This is a genomic window from Streptomyces sp. NPDC002092, assembly GCF_053593775.1.
In genome coordinates this window covers 82,868-97,401 of sequence record NZ_JBSFDG010000017.1, presented here as the reverse complement: position 1 = coordinate 97,401, position 14,534 = coordinate 82,868, and the positions used below count along the sequence as shown (strand labels likewise).

At 71.4% G+C, this 14,534-nt stretch carries 12 protein-coding genes and 1 pseudogene; 5 read left to right on the top strand and 8 right to left on the bottom strand.

Annotated features, from left to right (window positions below; translation table 11 throughout):
- Entirely contained in the window at positions 1–573 is a 573-nt protein-coding gene (locus ACWCRD_RS34000; RefSeq protein WP_450969580.1) for a helix-turn-helix domain-containing protein, read from the bottom strand.
- 114 nt (positions 574–687) lie between these two features.
- On the opposite strand from ACWCRD_RS34000, the gene ACWCRD_RS33995 reads away from it, so the two are divergent.
- Positions 688–1,545, top strand: a complete 858-nt coding sequence (locus tag ACWCRD_RS33995; RefSeq protein ID WP_450969579.1) for an EamA family transporter — start codon at positions 688–690, stop codon at positions 1,543–1,545.
- Between the two features lie 6 nt (positions 1,546–1,551).
- On the opposite strand, the gene ACWCRD_RS33990 is transcribed toward ACWCRD_RS33995, so the two are convergent.
- Complete coding sequence (locus tag ACWCRD_RS33990; protein ID WP_450969578.1) at positions 1,552–2,316, bottom strand: acyltransferase; 765 nt, start codon at positions 2,314–2,316, stop codon at positions 1,552–1,554.
- 129 nt (positions 2,317–2,445) lie between these two features.
- Here ACWCRD_RS33990 and ACWCRD_RS33985 point away from each other — a divergent pair, with 129 nt between their 5' ends.
- The 3 genes and pseudogenes from ACWCRD_RS33985 (at position 2,446) to ACWCRD_RS33975 (ending at position 4,842) form a co-directional block, all read left to right on the top strand.
- The gene (locus ACWCRD_RS33985) at positions 2,446–2,940 is read left to right on the top strand and encodes a hypothetical protein (RefSeq protein ID WP_450969577.1); all 495 of its coding nucleotides are present in this window, start codon (positions 2,446–2,448) and stop codon (positions 2,938–2,940) included.
- A pseudogene (locus tag ACWCRD_RS33980) lies at positions 2,925–4,105 on the top strand (SulP family inorganic anion transporter); the annotation flags it as partial. The gene ACWCRD_RS33985 and the pseudogene ACWCRD_RS33980, both read left to right, overlap by 16 nt.
- Before the next feature lie 209 nt (positions 4,106–4,314).
- A complete protein-coding gene (locus ACWCRD_RS33975) occupies positions 4,315–4,842 on the top strand; it encodes a gamma carbonic anhydrase family protein (RefSeq protein WP_450969576.1) in 528 nt (175 codons plus the stop codon).
- 85 nt (positions 4,843–4,927) lie between these two features.
- Here the strand turns inward: ACWCRD_RS33975 and ACWCRD_RS33970 are convergent, their stop codons facing one another.
- The 4 genes from ACWCRD_RS33970 to ACWCRD_RS33955 form a co-directional block, all read right to left on the bottom strand.
- A complete protein-coding gene (locus tag ACWCRD_RS33970; protein ID WP_450969575.1) occupies positions 4,928–5,572 on the bottom strand; it encodes a DedA family protein in 645 nt (214 codons plus the stop codon).
- 86 nt (positions 5,573–5,658) lie between these two features.
- Complete coding sequence (locus ACWCRD_RS33965) at positions 5,659–7,218, bottom strand: carboxylesterase/lipase family protein (RefSeq protein ID WP_450969574.1); 1,560 nt, start codon at positions 7,216–7,218, stop codon at positions 5,659–5,661.
- A complete protein-coding gene (locus ACWCRD_RS33960; RefSeq protein ID WP_450969573.1) occupies positions 7,215–9,680 on the bottom strand; it encodes a beta-glucosidase in 2,466 nt (821 codons plus the stop codon). The genes ACWCRD_RS33965 and ACWCRD_RS33960 overlap by 4 nt, the downstream gene beginning before the upstream one ends.
- A gap of 271 nt (positions 9,681–9,951) precedes the next feature.
- The gene (locus ACWCRD_RS33955) at positions 9,952–11,541 is read right to left on the bottom strand and encodes a ricin-type beta-trefoil lectin domain protein (RefSeq protein ID WP_450969572.1); all 1,590 of its coding nucleotides are present in this window, start codon (positions 11,539–11,541) and stop codon (positions 9,952–9,954) included.
- A 562-nt stretch (positions 11,542–12,103) separates the two neighbouring features.
- Here ACWCRD_RS33955 and galU point away from each other — a divergent pair.
- Entirely contained in the window at positions 12,104–13,042 is a 939-nt protein-coding gene (galU, locus tag ACWCRD_RS33950; protein WP_450969571.1) for a UTP--glucose-1-phosphate uridylyltransferase GalU, read from the top strand.
- Between the two features lie 112 nt (positions 13,043–13,154).
- Here galU and ACWCRD_RS33945 read toward each other — a convergent pair whose 3' ends face one another.
- Positions 13,155–13,607, bottom strand: a complete 453-nt coding sequence (locus ACWCRD_RS33945) for a DUF4442 domain-containing protein (protein WP_450759215.1) — start codon at positions 13,605–13,607, stop codon at positions 13,155–13,157.
- Between the two features lie 59 nt (positions 13,608–13,666).
- Positions 13,667–14,512, bottom strand: coding sequence for a spermidine synthase (locus ACWCRD_RS33940; RefSeq protein ID WP_450969570.1), 846 nt, complete (start codon positions 14,510–14,512; stop codon positions 13,667–13,669).
- Positions 14,513–14,534 lie beyond the last annotated feature (22 nt).

The following is a 14,534-nucleotide window of genomic DNA, read 5'->3' as shown; positions in this document are numbered from 1 at the left end:
TCAGCGCACGGGCGGGACGGACACCGCCAGCACGAGCTCCACCGGCACATCGCCCTGATTGCCGTAGCTGTGCGGGGCGTTGGCCTCGAAGGTGACGCTCGCGCCGGCCGGGACGCGGTACTCGGCGCCCTCCACCGTGAGGGTCAGCTCACCGGCCGTCACATGGGCGATCTCCACCGTGCCGGTGGGGTGCGGGTCGGAGGCGCTGCTGTCGCCCGGCATCAGCCGCCAGTCCCACATCTCCAGCGGCCCCGGCGCCTCGGTGCCGGCGAGCAGGCGGCTGTAGCTTCCCGCGTCGGTGTGCCACAGCCGTACCACCTGCTCGGCCGGGACGACCCGCACCTTCGGCCCCTGCTCGTAGTCGAGCAGAGTGGTGACGCTGACGCCGAGCGCGTCGCCGATCTTGACGACCGTGCCGATGCTCGGGTTGGTGCGGGCCTGCTCGATCTGGATGAGCATGCCGCGGCTGACTCCGGCGCGGGCGGCGAGCGCGTCCAGGGTGAAGCCCCGCTCCCCCCGCCAGCGTTTGACGTTGCGGGCCAGGGACTGGGTCAGCAGATCGAGGTCCGACACGTTCCGTCCATATCGATGTACAGCGAGGGCAATATTCTGGATGACAGGGTTCACTGCGCTGAACTACGGTGTTGTGCACCCGATCGTTCACCGAACTGTACTGCGAGGCGACCCGTGACAGCATTCTTCGCCCTGGCCACCAGCCTTCTGTGGGGCCTTGCCGACTTCGGCGGCGGACTGCTGACCCGGCGCACGCCGGCGCTCACGGTGGTCGTCGTCTCGCAGGGGATCGCCGCGGCCGTCCTCGGGTCGATCGTGCTGGCCACGGGCGGCTTCAGCGAGACGGGTCCACGGCTGTGGTTCGCCTTCGCCGCGGGACTGGTGGGACCGGTCGCCCTGTTCTCCTTCTACAAGGCCCTCGCGCTGGGTCCGATGGGCGTCGTCTCCCCGCTCGCGACCCTGAGCGTGGCCGTCCCGGTGGGCGTGGGCCTCCTCCTCGGCGAACGCCCCGGCCTGCTGCAGGTCGCGGGCATCGCGGTCGCGGTCACCGGCGTCGTCCTCGCGGGCGGGCCACAGCTCAAGGGTGCGCCGGTGCAGCGCCAGGCCATCCTGCTCACCCTCGTCGCGGCCCTCGGCTTCGGCACGGTGTTCGCGCTGATCACCGAGGCGTCCAGGACCGTCACCGGCCTCTTCCTCGCCCTCTTCGTCCAGCGTCTGACCAACGTGGCCGCGGGCGGCATCGCGCTCTACGCCTCCGTGAAGCGGGGCGGCGAGGCCCTACCGGCCGGCGGCTTCCCCTGGGCGTCCCTCCCGGCGCTCGCCTTCGTCGGCCTCGCGGACGTCGCGGCGAACGGCACGTACTCGGTCGCCGCGCAGCACGGCCCGATCACCGTGGCCGCCGTCCTCGCCTCGCTCTACCCGGTGGTGACCGCCCTCGCCGCACGCGGCTTCCTGCGGGAGCGCCTCCGCGGCATCCAGGCGGCGGGCGCGGGCCTCGCCCTGGTGGGCACGCTGCTGCTGGCGACGGGCTAGGTCCGGCTAGGGCTCCGGTTCCAGCTCGGCCAGCCTCGCCACCGTCTCCTCGTCCAGCTCCGCGAGTGCCCTCAGCTGTTCGGGCGTGATCCCGTCGGGAATCGGCACCGGCGCGGGCGTCCTGAGCGGCGGCTGCCAGCCGTCGGCGGCCGTCCAGCGGCGTACGACACGGGCGGGCGCCCCCGCCACCACGGCATGGTCGGGCACCTCGCCCCGGACCACGGCACCGGCGGCCACGACCACGTTCCGCCCGATCCGCGCCCCCGGCAGGATCACCGCACCGGTGCCGATCCAGCAGCCCGGCCCGATCTCCACCGGCTCCATGCGCGGCCACTGCTTGCCGATGGGCTCGTGCGGGTCGTCGTACGAATGGTTCGTGGACGTCACATAGACGTACGGCCCGAAGTAGCAGTCGCTGCCGATGGTCACCGTCGTGTCGGCGATGACATGGCTGCCGCGGCCGAGCACGACACCGTCGCCGATGCGCATGATCGGGTCGGGACCGAGGTCCAGGTCGGGCATCAGGCCCGCGGTGAGGGTGACCTGCTCGCCGACGATGCAGTGGGAGCCGATGTGGATCCAGGCTTCGCCGAAGACCGTGCCGAGCGGGAAGGCGAGCCGGGTGGCTTCGCCGATCGAGCCGAAGCGGAAGCGGCCGGGGCGCTCGGCCGTCACCGAGCCCGTGCGCTGCACCCAGGCCCAGCCCGTATGGACGGCCCGCTGGGCGAGGCATCGCCGCCAGGATGAGAACGTGTTCTTGCTCTTCGGCACGGAGCCACCGTACTCAGCGCACGGGGCACCGATGAGGTGCGGATGCTGTGATCTTCACCCCAACCGAGCGTGTGCGGATCACCCGTGACGGATGAGGCGAAGGCGCCGGAGCCGTGCTGCGATGAGGGGATGACCTGGCGCAGCTTGGTGGATCCCTTCGACGTCACCGGACGGCTGACGCGCTATGCACTGGGGGCCGCCGGCCCGGCCGTCGACCGTCTCGTCCGGGCGGGCACAGCCGCAGTCGTGGACCGGCTCGACCTCGACGGCCTGGCCGCCCGTATCGACGTCGACCGGATCGCCGACCGGATGGACGTGATGCGCGTCGCGCGGCGCATCGACATCGACCTGATCGCGGACCGGGTCGACGTGGACCGCATCGCCGACCGCGTGGACGTGAACCGGGTGACGGCCCGGGTGGATGCGGACGAGATCGCGGCCCGGCTGGACGTGGACCGGATCGCGGCGCGCATCGACGTAGTGGCCGGCACTGTGGCGTCGGGCGAGGGTGCGCAGCGTGGCGGCAGGCGCAGGTACCTGGCCGATGCCTGTCCTCACCCCTGCGGGGTGACGACGGGCTCGTGCGGGCCGTGTAGGAGTCGGAGGAAGCATGGATCGTCCTGATCCTGGTGCTTCAACGGTGGCTGCCCAAGGTGCCCGCGGTTCTGGTCATGGTGGTGCTCGCGATCGCCGCTGCCTCGGCGTTCGACCTGGGCCGGCACGGGGTCAGCCTGGTCGGCGAGCTCCCTCAGGGGTTCCCGCCGTTGAGCCTGCCCCACGTCCACTGGGGCGACTTCGGGCCGCTGTGCGCCGGAGCGCTCGGCATCGCCCTGGTGTCCCTCGCCGACACCATCTCCAACGCCTCCGCGTTCGCCTCCCGCACCGGCCAGGAGGTGCGCGGCAACGAGGAGATGACGGCGATCGGAGCGGCCAACGTGGCGGCCGGGCTGTTCCAGGGGTTTCCCGTGAGCACCAGCGGCTCACGTACGGCGGTGGCCGAACGGGCGGGCGCCAGGAGCCAGTTGACGGGAATCGTCGGCGCGGTCCTGATCGTGCTGATGCTCGTTCTGCTGCCCGGGCTCTTCCGCAACCTGCCGCAGCCGGCCCTCGCGGCCGTCGTCATCACGGCCTCGCTCTCGCTGGCCGACATCGCGGGCACGCGACGCCTGTGGCACCAGCGCAAGGCGGAGTTCCTGCTGTCCGTGGCGGCCTTCCTCGGGGTGGCGCTGCTCGGCGTGCTGCCGGGCATCGCGGTCGCCGTCGGCCTGTCGATCCTGAACGTCTTCCGGCGGGCCTGGTGGCCGTACAACACCGTGCTGGGCCGGGTGCCGGGGCTGCCCGGCTATCACGACGTCCGCTCCTACCCCGGGGCCGAGCGGCTGCCGGGCCTGGTGATCCACCGCTTCGACGGGCCGCGTTCTTCGCCAACGCCAACGCCTTCCGCAACCACGTCATGCGGCTGACCCGCTGCGAGCCGCCGCCGGTGTGGGTGCTGCTGGCGGCCGAGCCCGTGACGGACGTGGACACCACGGCGGCCGACGAGCTGGAGGAGCTCGACGAGGCACTCAACGAGCGGGGCATGAGCCTGGTGTTCGCCGAGCTGAAGGACCCGGTGCGGCGCAAGATCGAGCGCTATGAACTGACCCGCACCATCGATCCGGCCCACTTCTTCCCGACGCTGGAGGCCGCCGTAGCCGCGTACCGCGCGCAGACCGGCGCACGGTGGACATCGGCCGCGGACGGGCCGTCCCCGGCGGAGGCCGCCCTGGAGAAACCGCCGGGCGGCTAGTGGTGCTGTCCCGGGACGTTGCCTTGCAGCCGCGACGCCGAGCTGATCCGAACGACAGGGCCCAGAGGCGTGACGGCACCACCCGGCCTCCGGCGATGTCGCCGCGGCGGTGCCCTTCGAGCGATTCCCAGGCAGGGCGCGGGCCCGGCGCCCGGCTGCGAGGGGGCATCGCTTACGGTGCGTTCTGTGTCGACGACGAGGAGAGAGCGATGACGCACAAGGCGTTGATCACGGGTATCGGCGGTCGGGAACCGAAGATCGACGGGGAGGCCTTCGTGGCGCCCACGGCGTCCGTGATCGGGGACGTGAGGCTGGAGGCCGGGGCGAGCGTCTGGTACGGGGCGGTGCTGCGGGGGGACGTCGAGCGGATCTCGGTCGGGGCGCAGGCCAATATCCAGGACAACTGCACGCTCCACGCCGACCCGGGGTTCCCTGTCAGCATCGGTGAGCGGGTGTCCGTGGGGCACAACGCGGTGGTGCACGGGGCGACCGTCGGGGACGACTGCCTCATCGGGATGGGGGCGACTGTCTTGAACGGCGCCGTGATCGGTGCGGGGTCGCTTGTTGCTGCGCAGGCCCTGGTGCCGCAGGGGATGCAGGTGCCGCCCGGGTCGTTGGTTGCAGGGGTGCCGGCGAAGGTGAAGCGGGCGCTCACGGAGGAGGAGCTTCAAGGGGTGACGCTGAACGGCACGATGTATGCGGAGCTGGCGAAGGCGCACCGCGGGGTGCATGAGTAGGTTCTACGGCGGCGGGCGGGTTGGGGCTTGTCGCGCCCGCGCGGCGGAGCCGCATCAACACAGCCCCGCGCCCCTGACCGGCGTCTCAGTCCCCGGCGGCTACCGGTTCCGGCTCCTGCTGAGCCGTCTGTGCCTTCTTTGCCTTGCGCCTCACGACGAGCATCGATGTGAGACCGATGAGCACCGCCGCCACCAGCCCCAGATACGAGAACCTCTTCAGCCAGTCCTCGGCGACCATGCCCACGTAGTAGATGACCGCCGTCGTGCCGCCCGCCCAGCAGATGCCGCCGAGGACGTTGGCGGTCAGGAACTTCCAGTACGGCATGTGGAGGACGCCCGCGAGGGGGCCGGCGAAGATGCGCAGGAGGGCGACGAAGCGGCCGAAGAAGACCGCCCACATGCCCCACTTCTCGAAGGACTTCTCGGCGGTGGCGACGTGGCCCTCGCTGAAGTGCTTGGGGAACTTCCTGCCGAGCCAGGCGAGCAGTGGGCGCCCGCCCTTGCGGCCGATGGCGTAGCCGATGGAGTCACCGATGACGGCGCCGGCGGTCGCGCATGCGCCGAGCACGATCGGGTTGATGCCGGAGTGCTGGGAGGACAGCAGTGCGGCCGAGACCAGGATGATCTCGCCCGGCAGCGGGATGCCCAGGCTCTCCAGACCGATGACCAGCGCCACCACGGCGTAGACGGCTGCCGCGGGCACCGTGTCGAGCCACTCCTGGACATGCAACGCCGGTTCCTCCCGATTCGTAACCCTTTGGTTCCTGTGTTCCCGGCGTGCGCCGCACGGGGGCGCACGCCGGGAAGCCTACCGGGTCAGCCTGCCGAGGCGCCGTCCCACTGATCGCACTGGTGTTCCTGATGGACAGTGCTGCTCAACGTGTTTCCACCCTTGGACGCGGTCTTGAGGGAGAGGACCACCCCCGGGCCGGCGGGCATCGGGGGCTGCCCCGCGGCCCGTGGCACACCGTCCCGTACGAACGATCCCCAGTACTGGACCATCTGCCGCGACAACGCCTTCTGCTCGGCGTTCAGCGGGCTCTCCAGTCCGAAGTGCTTGAAGAGGTACTGGACCTCGTTGACGTGTGTCGCGCCGAAGTCGAAGTCCGTGTGCAGGTTGCGCAGGGAGGCGAAGGGCGGGGAGGTGCGGTCGGCGAACTCGTACGAGTAGACCGGGCCCCGGGTGGCGAGCAGTCCGTCGAGCCGTAGCGCCGGGCAGCTGAACAGGACGTCGCCCAGTGCGGTGGCGTAGCCGATGGTCGGCGTCGGGTAGGCCGGCAGTGGATAGCGCTGCAGCGCCTGTTCGCCGAAGTCGTTCCGCATGACCTGCGGGTACTGCTCGGCGGTGAGTGGTGTGCCGTTCAGGTCGAAGCTGGAGAAGGCGAACAGCCGGCCCTCGTCCTTGTTCGAGCCGTTGATCACAGGCACCCGGGCCGCGGTCCCCTTCGCGACGGCCTGTTCGGGCTGGACGGGCAGGAAGGCGCCCCCGACCACCGGGTTCCAGTCGAAGTCGCCCTGGGCCTCGAGGATGTCGCGGGCGGACTTGCCGCGCAGACAGGCCACGGTGGTGCAGCCGAGCTTCTTGGCGAAGTCGGCTCCCTGGGCCATCGCGTCCTGGTGGGTGCGGGCGGTGCAGTCGTCGTAGGCGCCGCTCTCGATGATCGCGCCCCGGAACAGGCCCCTGGCCGTGGGTGAGGCCAGCTGGGTGCAGACCGAGCGGCCGCCCGCCGACTCACCCGCGATGGTGACACGGCCCGGGTCGCCGCCGAAGCGGCCGATGTTGGCGCGCACCCAGCGCAGTGCGGCCTGCTGGTCGAGCATGCCGAAGTTGCCGGAGACCCCGTCGTGCGTCTCGCCGTCGAGACCGGCCGTGGCGAGGAAACCCATCGCGCCGAGGCGGTAGTTGACGGTCACGACGACCGTTCCGGTCTGCCGTGCGAAGGTGTCCGGGACGACGTCCTGACCGGCGCCGGCGGTCAGTCCGCCGCCGTGGAACCAGACCAGGACCGAACGTCCGGCGGAGCCCTCGGGGACGTACACATTGAGGTCGAGACAGTCCTCGGTGTACGACGGCCGGCCGTAGCCGGGGTCCCAACTGGAGCTCTGTACGCACTTGTTGCCGAAGTCCCGTGCGGAACGGACCCCTTGCCAGGGCCGCACGGCGTGCGGCTCGCGCCAGCGGAGCTTCCCGACCGGCGGCTGGGCGTACGGGATGGCGAGGAACTGCCGTCCCTCGGTGGTGGTTTCGCCGCGCACCAGACCCGCGTCGGTGCGGACGACCGGGTTACCGCCCGGCGGTGCGGCCTGCGCCGCCGGGACGGGTGCGACGAGGGCCGCCGCGAGGGCCGTCAGGCCGATGACGATGCGTCGTATCACGTGCCCACCTCCACGTTCGTACGCAACCGCAGATCACGCGAGGACGCCCCGACCCATACGGTGCGCCGGCCGGTCCCGAGCACCCAATCGTGGCGCTTCGGGTCCCATGAGGACAATGTGCGCGCGGTGACTTCCACGGCGATCCGCCGCCGCTCCCCCGCCCGCAGGGTCAGCCGCCGGTAACCGCCCAACACCCGTACCGCCTGGTCGAGTCGGAGGTCCGGCGAGGGCCCGACGTACACCTGCGGCACGGCGACGCCTTCGCGCCGGCCGGTGTTGCGGACGGTGAAGGACACCTCGATGCCGCCTCGCGTCCGGCGGGCCCGCAGGTCCTCGTAGGAGAAGGAGGTGTACGACAGTCCGTGCCCGAAGGGGAACAGCGGCCGCACTCCTTCGGCGTCGTACCAGCGGTAGCCGACGTGGATGCCTTCGGAGTACTCCTCGGTGCCGTCCACGCCCGGGTAGCGGCGCGGGTCCCCGGCGACGGGATGGTGGTCGTCGTCGGCCGGGAAGGACTGGGTGAGGCGGCCTCCGGGGTCGCACTCGCCGTACAGGACGGCGGCGGTGGCGGCCGCGCCCTCCTGGCCCGGGTAGTACATCTGGAGCACGGCGCCGGTGCGCCGCAGCCAGGGCATCGAGGTCGAGGACGAGGTGTTGAGGACGACCGTGGTGCGCGGGTTGGCCGCGGTGACGGCCTCGATCAGCTGCTGCTGGTGGCCGGGGAGGGCGATCGTGGCGCGGTCCTGGCCCTCGGTGGCGTCCTCGTAGGCGAAGAGGACGACGTCCCGGGCGGCGCGGGCGGCCTTGACGGCCTCGGCGACGTCCTGTGCGCGGGTCGCGCCGGTGCTGCGGCGCAGCCGGAACAGCAGGCCGTCGGCTCCTCCCTGCGCGGTGATCTTCAGGGTGTGGGCGCCCTGGGTGAGGGTGAGGGTCTTGCGGCGCACCGACAGTCCGTCGGGGGCGGCCGAGACCAGGCCGCCCGTGAAGAACTCGCCGTATCCCGAGGCCTGCGGGAAAAGTTCCGTTCCGTCGAGGAGGACCTTGGGGCGGGCCGTGGGCGCGGAGGAGAAGTGCAGGACGAAGGTCCACTCGTCGGCCTCGGGGACGGTGAGCGTCCCGTCGTACGTCCAGACCTTGCCGGCGTCGACCCCCTGCCCCTCGCTGTCGAAGGCGGGGCTCAGCGCGGACGCCGGGATCGCCTTGCCGAACAGGTCCTCGCCGGGGGCGTAAGTGGCCTTCCCCGCACGGGACTTGATGGCATCCAGGGGGCTGTCGGCGTGGTCCGGTACGACGTGTGCGCTGCCGCCGCCGCTGACGAAGGGCAGGGTGCCGGTCGGGCCGATCACCGCGACGGGGCCGCCGCGGGCCAGGGGCAGGGTGTGGTGCTCGTTGCGCAGGAGGGTCGCGCCGGCCTTGGCGACCTCCAGGGCCACGGCGGCGCCCGCCGCTGCATCGCGGTCCGGGCGCGGTGGCGCGCTGCCGTCGAGGAGGCCGAAGCGGTCCATGACGGTGAGGATGCGGCGTACGGAACGGTCGACAAGGCGCTGCGGCACACTGCCGTTCTGCACGGCCGACTTGAGCGCCGTACCGAAGTGGGAGCCGTCGGGCATCTCCATGTCGAGGCCGGCAGTGATCGCCGCGACGGTGCTGTGCGCGGCGAACCAGTCGGTCATCACCCAGCCGTCGAAGCCCCACCGGTCGCGCAGGATGTCCGTGAGCAGGGTCTTGTTCTCGCACGAGAAGGTGCCGTTGACCTTGTTGTAGGCGCCCATCACCGCGCCGACTCCGGCGCCGACGGCCGCCTCGAAGCCGCGCAGTTCGATCTCGTGCATGGTCCGCTCGTCGATCCGCACGTCGATCGACATGCGGTCCTTCTCCTGGTTGTTCAGCGCGTAGTGCTTGACGGTGGCGATGAGGCCCTCGCCCTGGATGCCCCCGATCTCGGCGGCGACCATGCCGCAGGCGAGCAGGGGGTCCTCGCTGAAGGTCTCGAAGTTGCGGCCCGCGTACGGGGTGCGGATCAGGTTGACCATCGGGGAGAGCAGGACGTCCTGGCCGAGGGCGCGGCCCTCGCGTCCGATGACCTGTCCGTAGCGGCGGGCCAGGTCCGGGTCGAAGGCGGAGGCCAGCAGGACGGGGGCGGGCAGGGCTGTGGCGTGCTTGGTGACGCGGACACCGGCCGGGCCGTCGGCGAGACGCAGCGGAGGGATGCCGAGGCGCTCGACCGCGGGGACGTAGCCCGCCTGGCCGAGCGACTTCGCATCGGTGGCGCCGTGCAGGAGGGAGATCTTCTCGTCGAGGGTGAGCTTGCCGATCAGGCCTTCGACGCGGGAACCGGCCCCCGCCTCGGGTCTGTCCAGCGCGTGCGCGGGGGGCGTGAGACCGCTGGTGGCCGCCGTGGCGACGGCGATCGCGCCGCCCAGCAGACGCAGTGCGGATCTCCGCGAGACAGTGTCGGTCATGGGCCGTCACTCCTTCGGTGTGCGGGCACGACGATGTGAACCGCAGGCACGCCCGGCGGCCCGGACTGCGTTCGGCATCTGAACGCAGTCTGCTTCAGGACCGACCTGGCTCCCCGTAGGGGCACCGTGGGCGCGGCGGGAAAACTATGACCGTTGGTGACTCGTGTCAATGAAGCGAACAAGAAACACTCAGATGTCGACAAGAAACGAAACTGGGGCCGCTCCGAAGAGGCGGCCCCAGATGCGTTGTATGTCCCTGTACCTGCGTTGATCAGTGCAGGACGGTCCCGAGCTTTGCGGCCTTGGCCGCGACGGAGGTGACCGCTCCCCGCACGTCGGCCGGGACCGTGCGCACCCGGTCAAGGGGCGCCGGCGGCCTGGAAGGCTCGGTTTCCCTGCCGACCTGGGCGAACCGCTCCTCGTACTGCCCGTCATGGGACTCGCCCCCGGGCTTGCGCTCCGGGGCCCGCGAACCGGGCGGCTCGGTTACTCCGTCGGGAGAGTCCTGGCCCGCGGGGCGACCGCTGTCCTGCGGTCCGACCTGCCTCTCCTTACGACCGGTGTCGCCGAGGCCGACTTCAAGCGTCCACCGCTGCCCGCCGGAACCGTCCCGTGCGGTGACGAGGACGTCCGTCCGCCTGCCCGGTGCCACGAGCAGTCCCTTGCCGCCGCGCAGCAGGAGCTCCCCGCGGACCGTGAGGTCGTAGCGCACCTCGCCCGCGTGCGCCACGCAGTCGGCCAGGGTCACCGAGTTCCTGTCGGCGTCCGAGTCGAGGCACAGGGTGGGGTCGACGTCGCTGCGCAGCAGACCGTCGTCCTGGTACGACCACTGCTGCGACCCGGCCGCGGAGCAGGCCGCGAGCACGGCCGCGGCACCGGCCCTGGGCCTGCCACCCTCGACATCGAGGCAGAGTCCGGCCTTCGGGTTGCGGAGCCTGCCGCGTCCGACCTCGACGGGCTGCCCCGCGGACGCGGGCGATGGGGAGCCCACCGACGAGGCATCGCCCGCACGGGGCGAGGGACGCAGGGTGCTGCTGCTGGGCGCTCCCCAGGTGACGCCGGATTCGCGGACAGCGTTGTCGTCGGACCAGCCCTTGCTGACGAGCACCGTGGCGAGCAGGAGGAGCGTCGTCAGACCGACACCCACGACGACGGCCTTGGTGTGCTTGCGCGGCGCGTCGGGCCGGTGCCGCCCGCCGCCGGAGCGCGCGCCGCCGCGCCCGGGCGTGAACGCCAGGTCTCCACCGCGGCCGGGCCGGGAGTCGAGATAGCGCCGGGCGCCCCAGCCGAGCACGGTCTCCGCGAGCAGCACCTCCAGGCCGTCCTCGAAATGACTGAGCTGTTCGGCGGCGTGACGGCAGTACCGGCACTCCATCAGATGCCGCTGGACATCCGGGAGCAGGGCACCGCCGCGGCGGATCGGGACGTCGAGGAGGCGGTTGTAGAAGCGGCATTCCTTACCGGGTGCGAGTTCCCGGTGGGCGCGCACACAGCCCACCCGGAATTGCTCGCGCGCCTGCTCCAGAGCGGCCGACGCGGTGGGCGCATCCACGCCCAACAGACCGGCCGGTATGGTTATGGGTTCGGCCTCGACCTCCGAGTGCCACAGCAGGCATTGCGAGGCTCCCGGAAGGGCCCGGAATGCCCGCTCGGCGATATGCCGCCTTTCGGGCGTCGCGGACCGCGCGGCACGCAGTCCGCGGCCGCCGGTCGGTTTGCGGAGTTCCGGCAGAAGAGCGGAAATACCGTCATCCGCGGCCCACTCCTTGACGGTGTCCCGTACGGCCATGAGGAGTTGGGGTCGCAGGGCGCCGCCACCCGGCCGGCCCAGCACCCGGTGGAACGCGGCGGCCGCGGCCATCGATGCCGGACTCTCCCCGGATGCAAGGCAAATGACTGCGTAGTCGTACGTGGCCCGCCAGTGCCTGGCCAGCAGCAGCGCGCCCGCACGAGCGCCCGCGGCACCCGGGCCCAGCTGTGCGATGAGGTTGCGGTCGGACTCGGCAGGCCCCGATCCGGGACGGGGCGGGTACGGCGGTCGTGGGGGGTAGGGGGATTGCACTGAACCATTTCCTTCCAAGCCGCAGGACGGTAGGCGGATTTCGCGTCCATCGGAAAGCAGGCGCCTCTTTGGTGCATACCTATGTCGGGTCAGGTTCTGGGACCGCTACAGGGCCGCTCACTTTCGCACAATTGACGCACAGGAAACAAGGAGTTCGAGTGACGAAAGTTCAAAACGCGACACTTTCAAATAAGTTACCGGCGGTATCCGCACCCGCATTCGAAACAACCCCAGGGCGGCCGTCGAGTTGTGCACACCCCGGGGCGCTTGGTACACGAAACCTCCACTGCGGGGCGGACCCACAGCGGGATCCCACGTTTCTCTCTGCGGGCTCTCATCCGCGGGCGCCAGCATGGGCCGCATGATCGTCCCCCACGCCACTTCACCCCGTGCGGTCACCAAGGCCGTGATTCCCGCCGCGGGCCTCGGCACCCGTTTCCTGCCCGCGACCAAGGCGACCCCGAAGGAGATGCTGCCGGTCGTCGACAAGCCGGCCATCCAGTACGTCGTCGAGGAGGCCGCCGCGGCCGGGCTCGACGACGTCCTCATGGTCACCGGACGCCACAAGCGCGCCATCGAGGACCACTTCGACAACGCCTTCGAACTGGAACAGGCCCTTGCGGCCAAGGGTGACGCGGTACGCCTGGACGCCGTGCGCGATCCCGCCCGCCTGGCCGACATCCACCACATCCGCCAGGGCGAGCCCCTCGGCCTCGGCCATGCCGTTCTGTGCGCCCGTCGCCACGTCGGCGAGCAGCCCTTCGCCGTGCTGCTCGGCGACGACCTGATCGACCCCCGCGAGACCCTCCTCAGCCGCATGCTCGAGGTGCGGGACCGGCACGCGGGCAGCGTCATCGCCCTCATGGAGGTCCCGCCGGAGCAGATCCACCTCTACGGCTGCGCCGCCGTCGAGACGACCGGCGAGGACGGCCTGGTCCGTGTCACCGGCCTGGTCGAGAAGCCGTCCCGCCAGGACGCACCCAGCAGCTACGCGGTCATCGGCCGCTATGTCCTCGACCCGGTCGTCTTCGAGACCCTGGAGCGCACCCCGCCCGGCCGCGGCGGCGAGATCCAGCTCACCGACGCCCTTCAGGAACTGGCCGCGGGCGGCACGGTGCACGGCGTCGTCTTCGACGGTCTGCGCTACGACACCGGCGACAAGGCCGACTATCTGCGCACCGTGGTCCGCCTCGCCTGCGACCGCGACGACCTCGGCCCCGAATTCACCGCCTGGCTCAAGGAGTTCGTCGCCGGGCTGGAAGAAGGTACCGGCCCCGGACGCCGTCCGCTGGCGGCCTGAGACCGCGCTCCCTCGGGGGCTGCGATCTCAGCGGTCCCGCCGCGGGGTCACCGAACCGAAAGCCACCGGGCCCGGAGGCGAGGTGCCTCCGGGCCCAGTGTGCAGGCAGTGCTCAGCCGTTGGGACGCAGCGTCCACACCACGGTCATCTCGCCGGTGACGGCACCGTCCGCGCGCCGGATCTCGATCGACACCGGGAACTCGGGCCGCTCCCCGGCATCCAGCTCCGCGACGACATCGGCCACCGGGCGGCCGAGGGTCGCGGTGGCCGTGACGGCTCCCATCGCCAGCTTCTTGTACGCGATCTCGGCGCGCACGGCGAGCGGCACGGCCCGCGCGAGCTGCTCCCCGAAGGCGGCCAGCACGATCGACCCGCTGGCGGTCTCGCCGAGGGTGAACATCGCGCCGGCGTGCGGCCCGCCGACGTGGTTGTGGTACTCGCCCTGGTCCGGCAGGGTCACCACGGCCTTCTCGGGCGTGGTCTCCAGGAACTGGAGGTTCAGGGTCCGGGCCATCGGCACCGTCGCGGCGAGCATCTCGCCGATCGACATCTGGTCTGCGCTCATGACCAGCATGTTACCCACGAGTAGCCTTCGCTGGCCAGAGGACTGTTCCGGCGGACGGTTCAGCCGATTCCGAACGCCCCGGCGGGCGGCTCGGGTGACGGCACGGCGTCCCCGTCCCGCACCGGGCGCGCACCCGCGATGAAGTCGCGGATTCCGGGCCCGTACTCGACCCGTGCCGGAAAGGCGTCGGCCGCCGTGAGCCGGGCCAGGGCGGCCGTGTCGACAGGGTGGTGCGCGGCGACGAGTACGGCGTTGCCGAAGCGGCGCCCGCGCAGGACGGCCGGTTCGGCGATCATCGCCAGCTCCTCGAACTGAGTGGCAAAGGTGGCGAGTTGGGAACGGAGAAAGGCGAAGGGCGCGGCGTCGGCGAGGTTGGCCAGGTAGACGCCCCCCTCGCGCAGCACCCGGGCGGTCTCGCGGGCGTAGGCGACGGAGGTGAGGTGTGCCGGAACCCGGGAGCCGCCGAAGACATCGGCGACGATCACGTCCGCCGAGTCCGAGGGGGCCGCCTCAAGCCAGGTGCGGGCGTCGGCGGTGTGCACAGTGACGGCCGAGCCGTCCGGGAGCGGCAGGTGGTCCAGGACCAGTTCCAGCAGGGCGCGGTCCGCCTCGACGACATCCTGTCGCGAGCCGGGCCGGGTGGCGGCCAGGTACCGGGGCAGGGTGAGCGCGCCCCCGCCGAGGTGCAGCACGTCCAGCGGGCTGCCCGGTTCGGCGACGGTGTCCAGGACGTGCCCGAGCCGTCGTGCGTACTCGAACTCCAGGTGTGCCGGCTCGTCCAGGTCCACGTACGACTGCGGCGCCCCGTCGACCGTCAGCAGCCAGGCCCGCTTCCGGTCGACGTCGGGCATCAGCTTGGCGGTGCCGTGATCGACGTCTCGGGTCACGGGTATCGGCTCGTCCACGGGTCCATTCTGCCGGGAGCGG

Excerpts from the sequence above, each read along its gene's own strand:
- ACWCRD_RS33985 (WP_450969577.1), top strand. The coding sequence starts at position 2,446 with ATGACCTGGCGCAGCTTGGTGGATCCCTTCGACGTCACCGGACGGCTG.
- ACWCRD_RS33975 (WP_450969576.1), top strand. The coding sequence starts at position 4,315 with ATGACGCACAAGGCGTTGATCACGGGTATCGGCGGTCGGGAACCGAAG.
- ACWCRD_RS33960 (WP_450969573.1), bottom strand. The coding sequence starts at position 9,680 with ATGACCGACACTGTCTCGCGGAGATCCGCACTGCGTCTGCTGGGCGGC.
- ACWCRD_RS33955 (WP_450969572.1), bottom strand. The coding sequence starts at position 11,541 with ATGGCCGCGGCCGCCGCGTTCCACCGGGTGCTGGGCCGGCCGGGTGGC.
- galU (WP_450969571.1), top strand. The coding sequence starts at position 12,104 with ATGATCGTCCCCCACGCCACTTCACCCCGTGCGGTCACCAAGGCCGTG.
- ACWCRD_RS33945 (WP_450759215.1), bottom strand. The coding sequence starts at position 13,607 with ATGAGCGCAGACCAGATGTCGATCGGCGAGATGCTCGCCGCGACGGTG.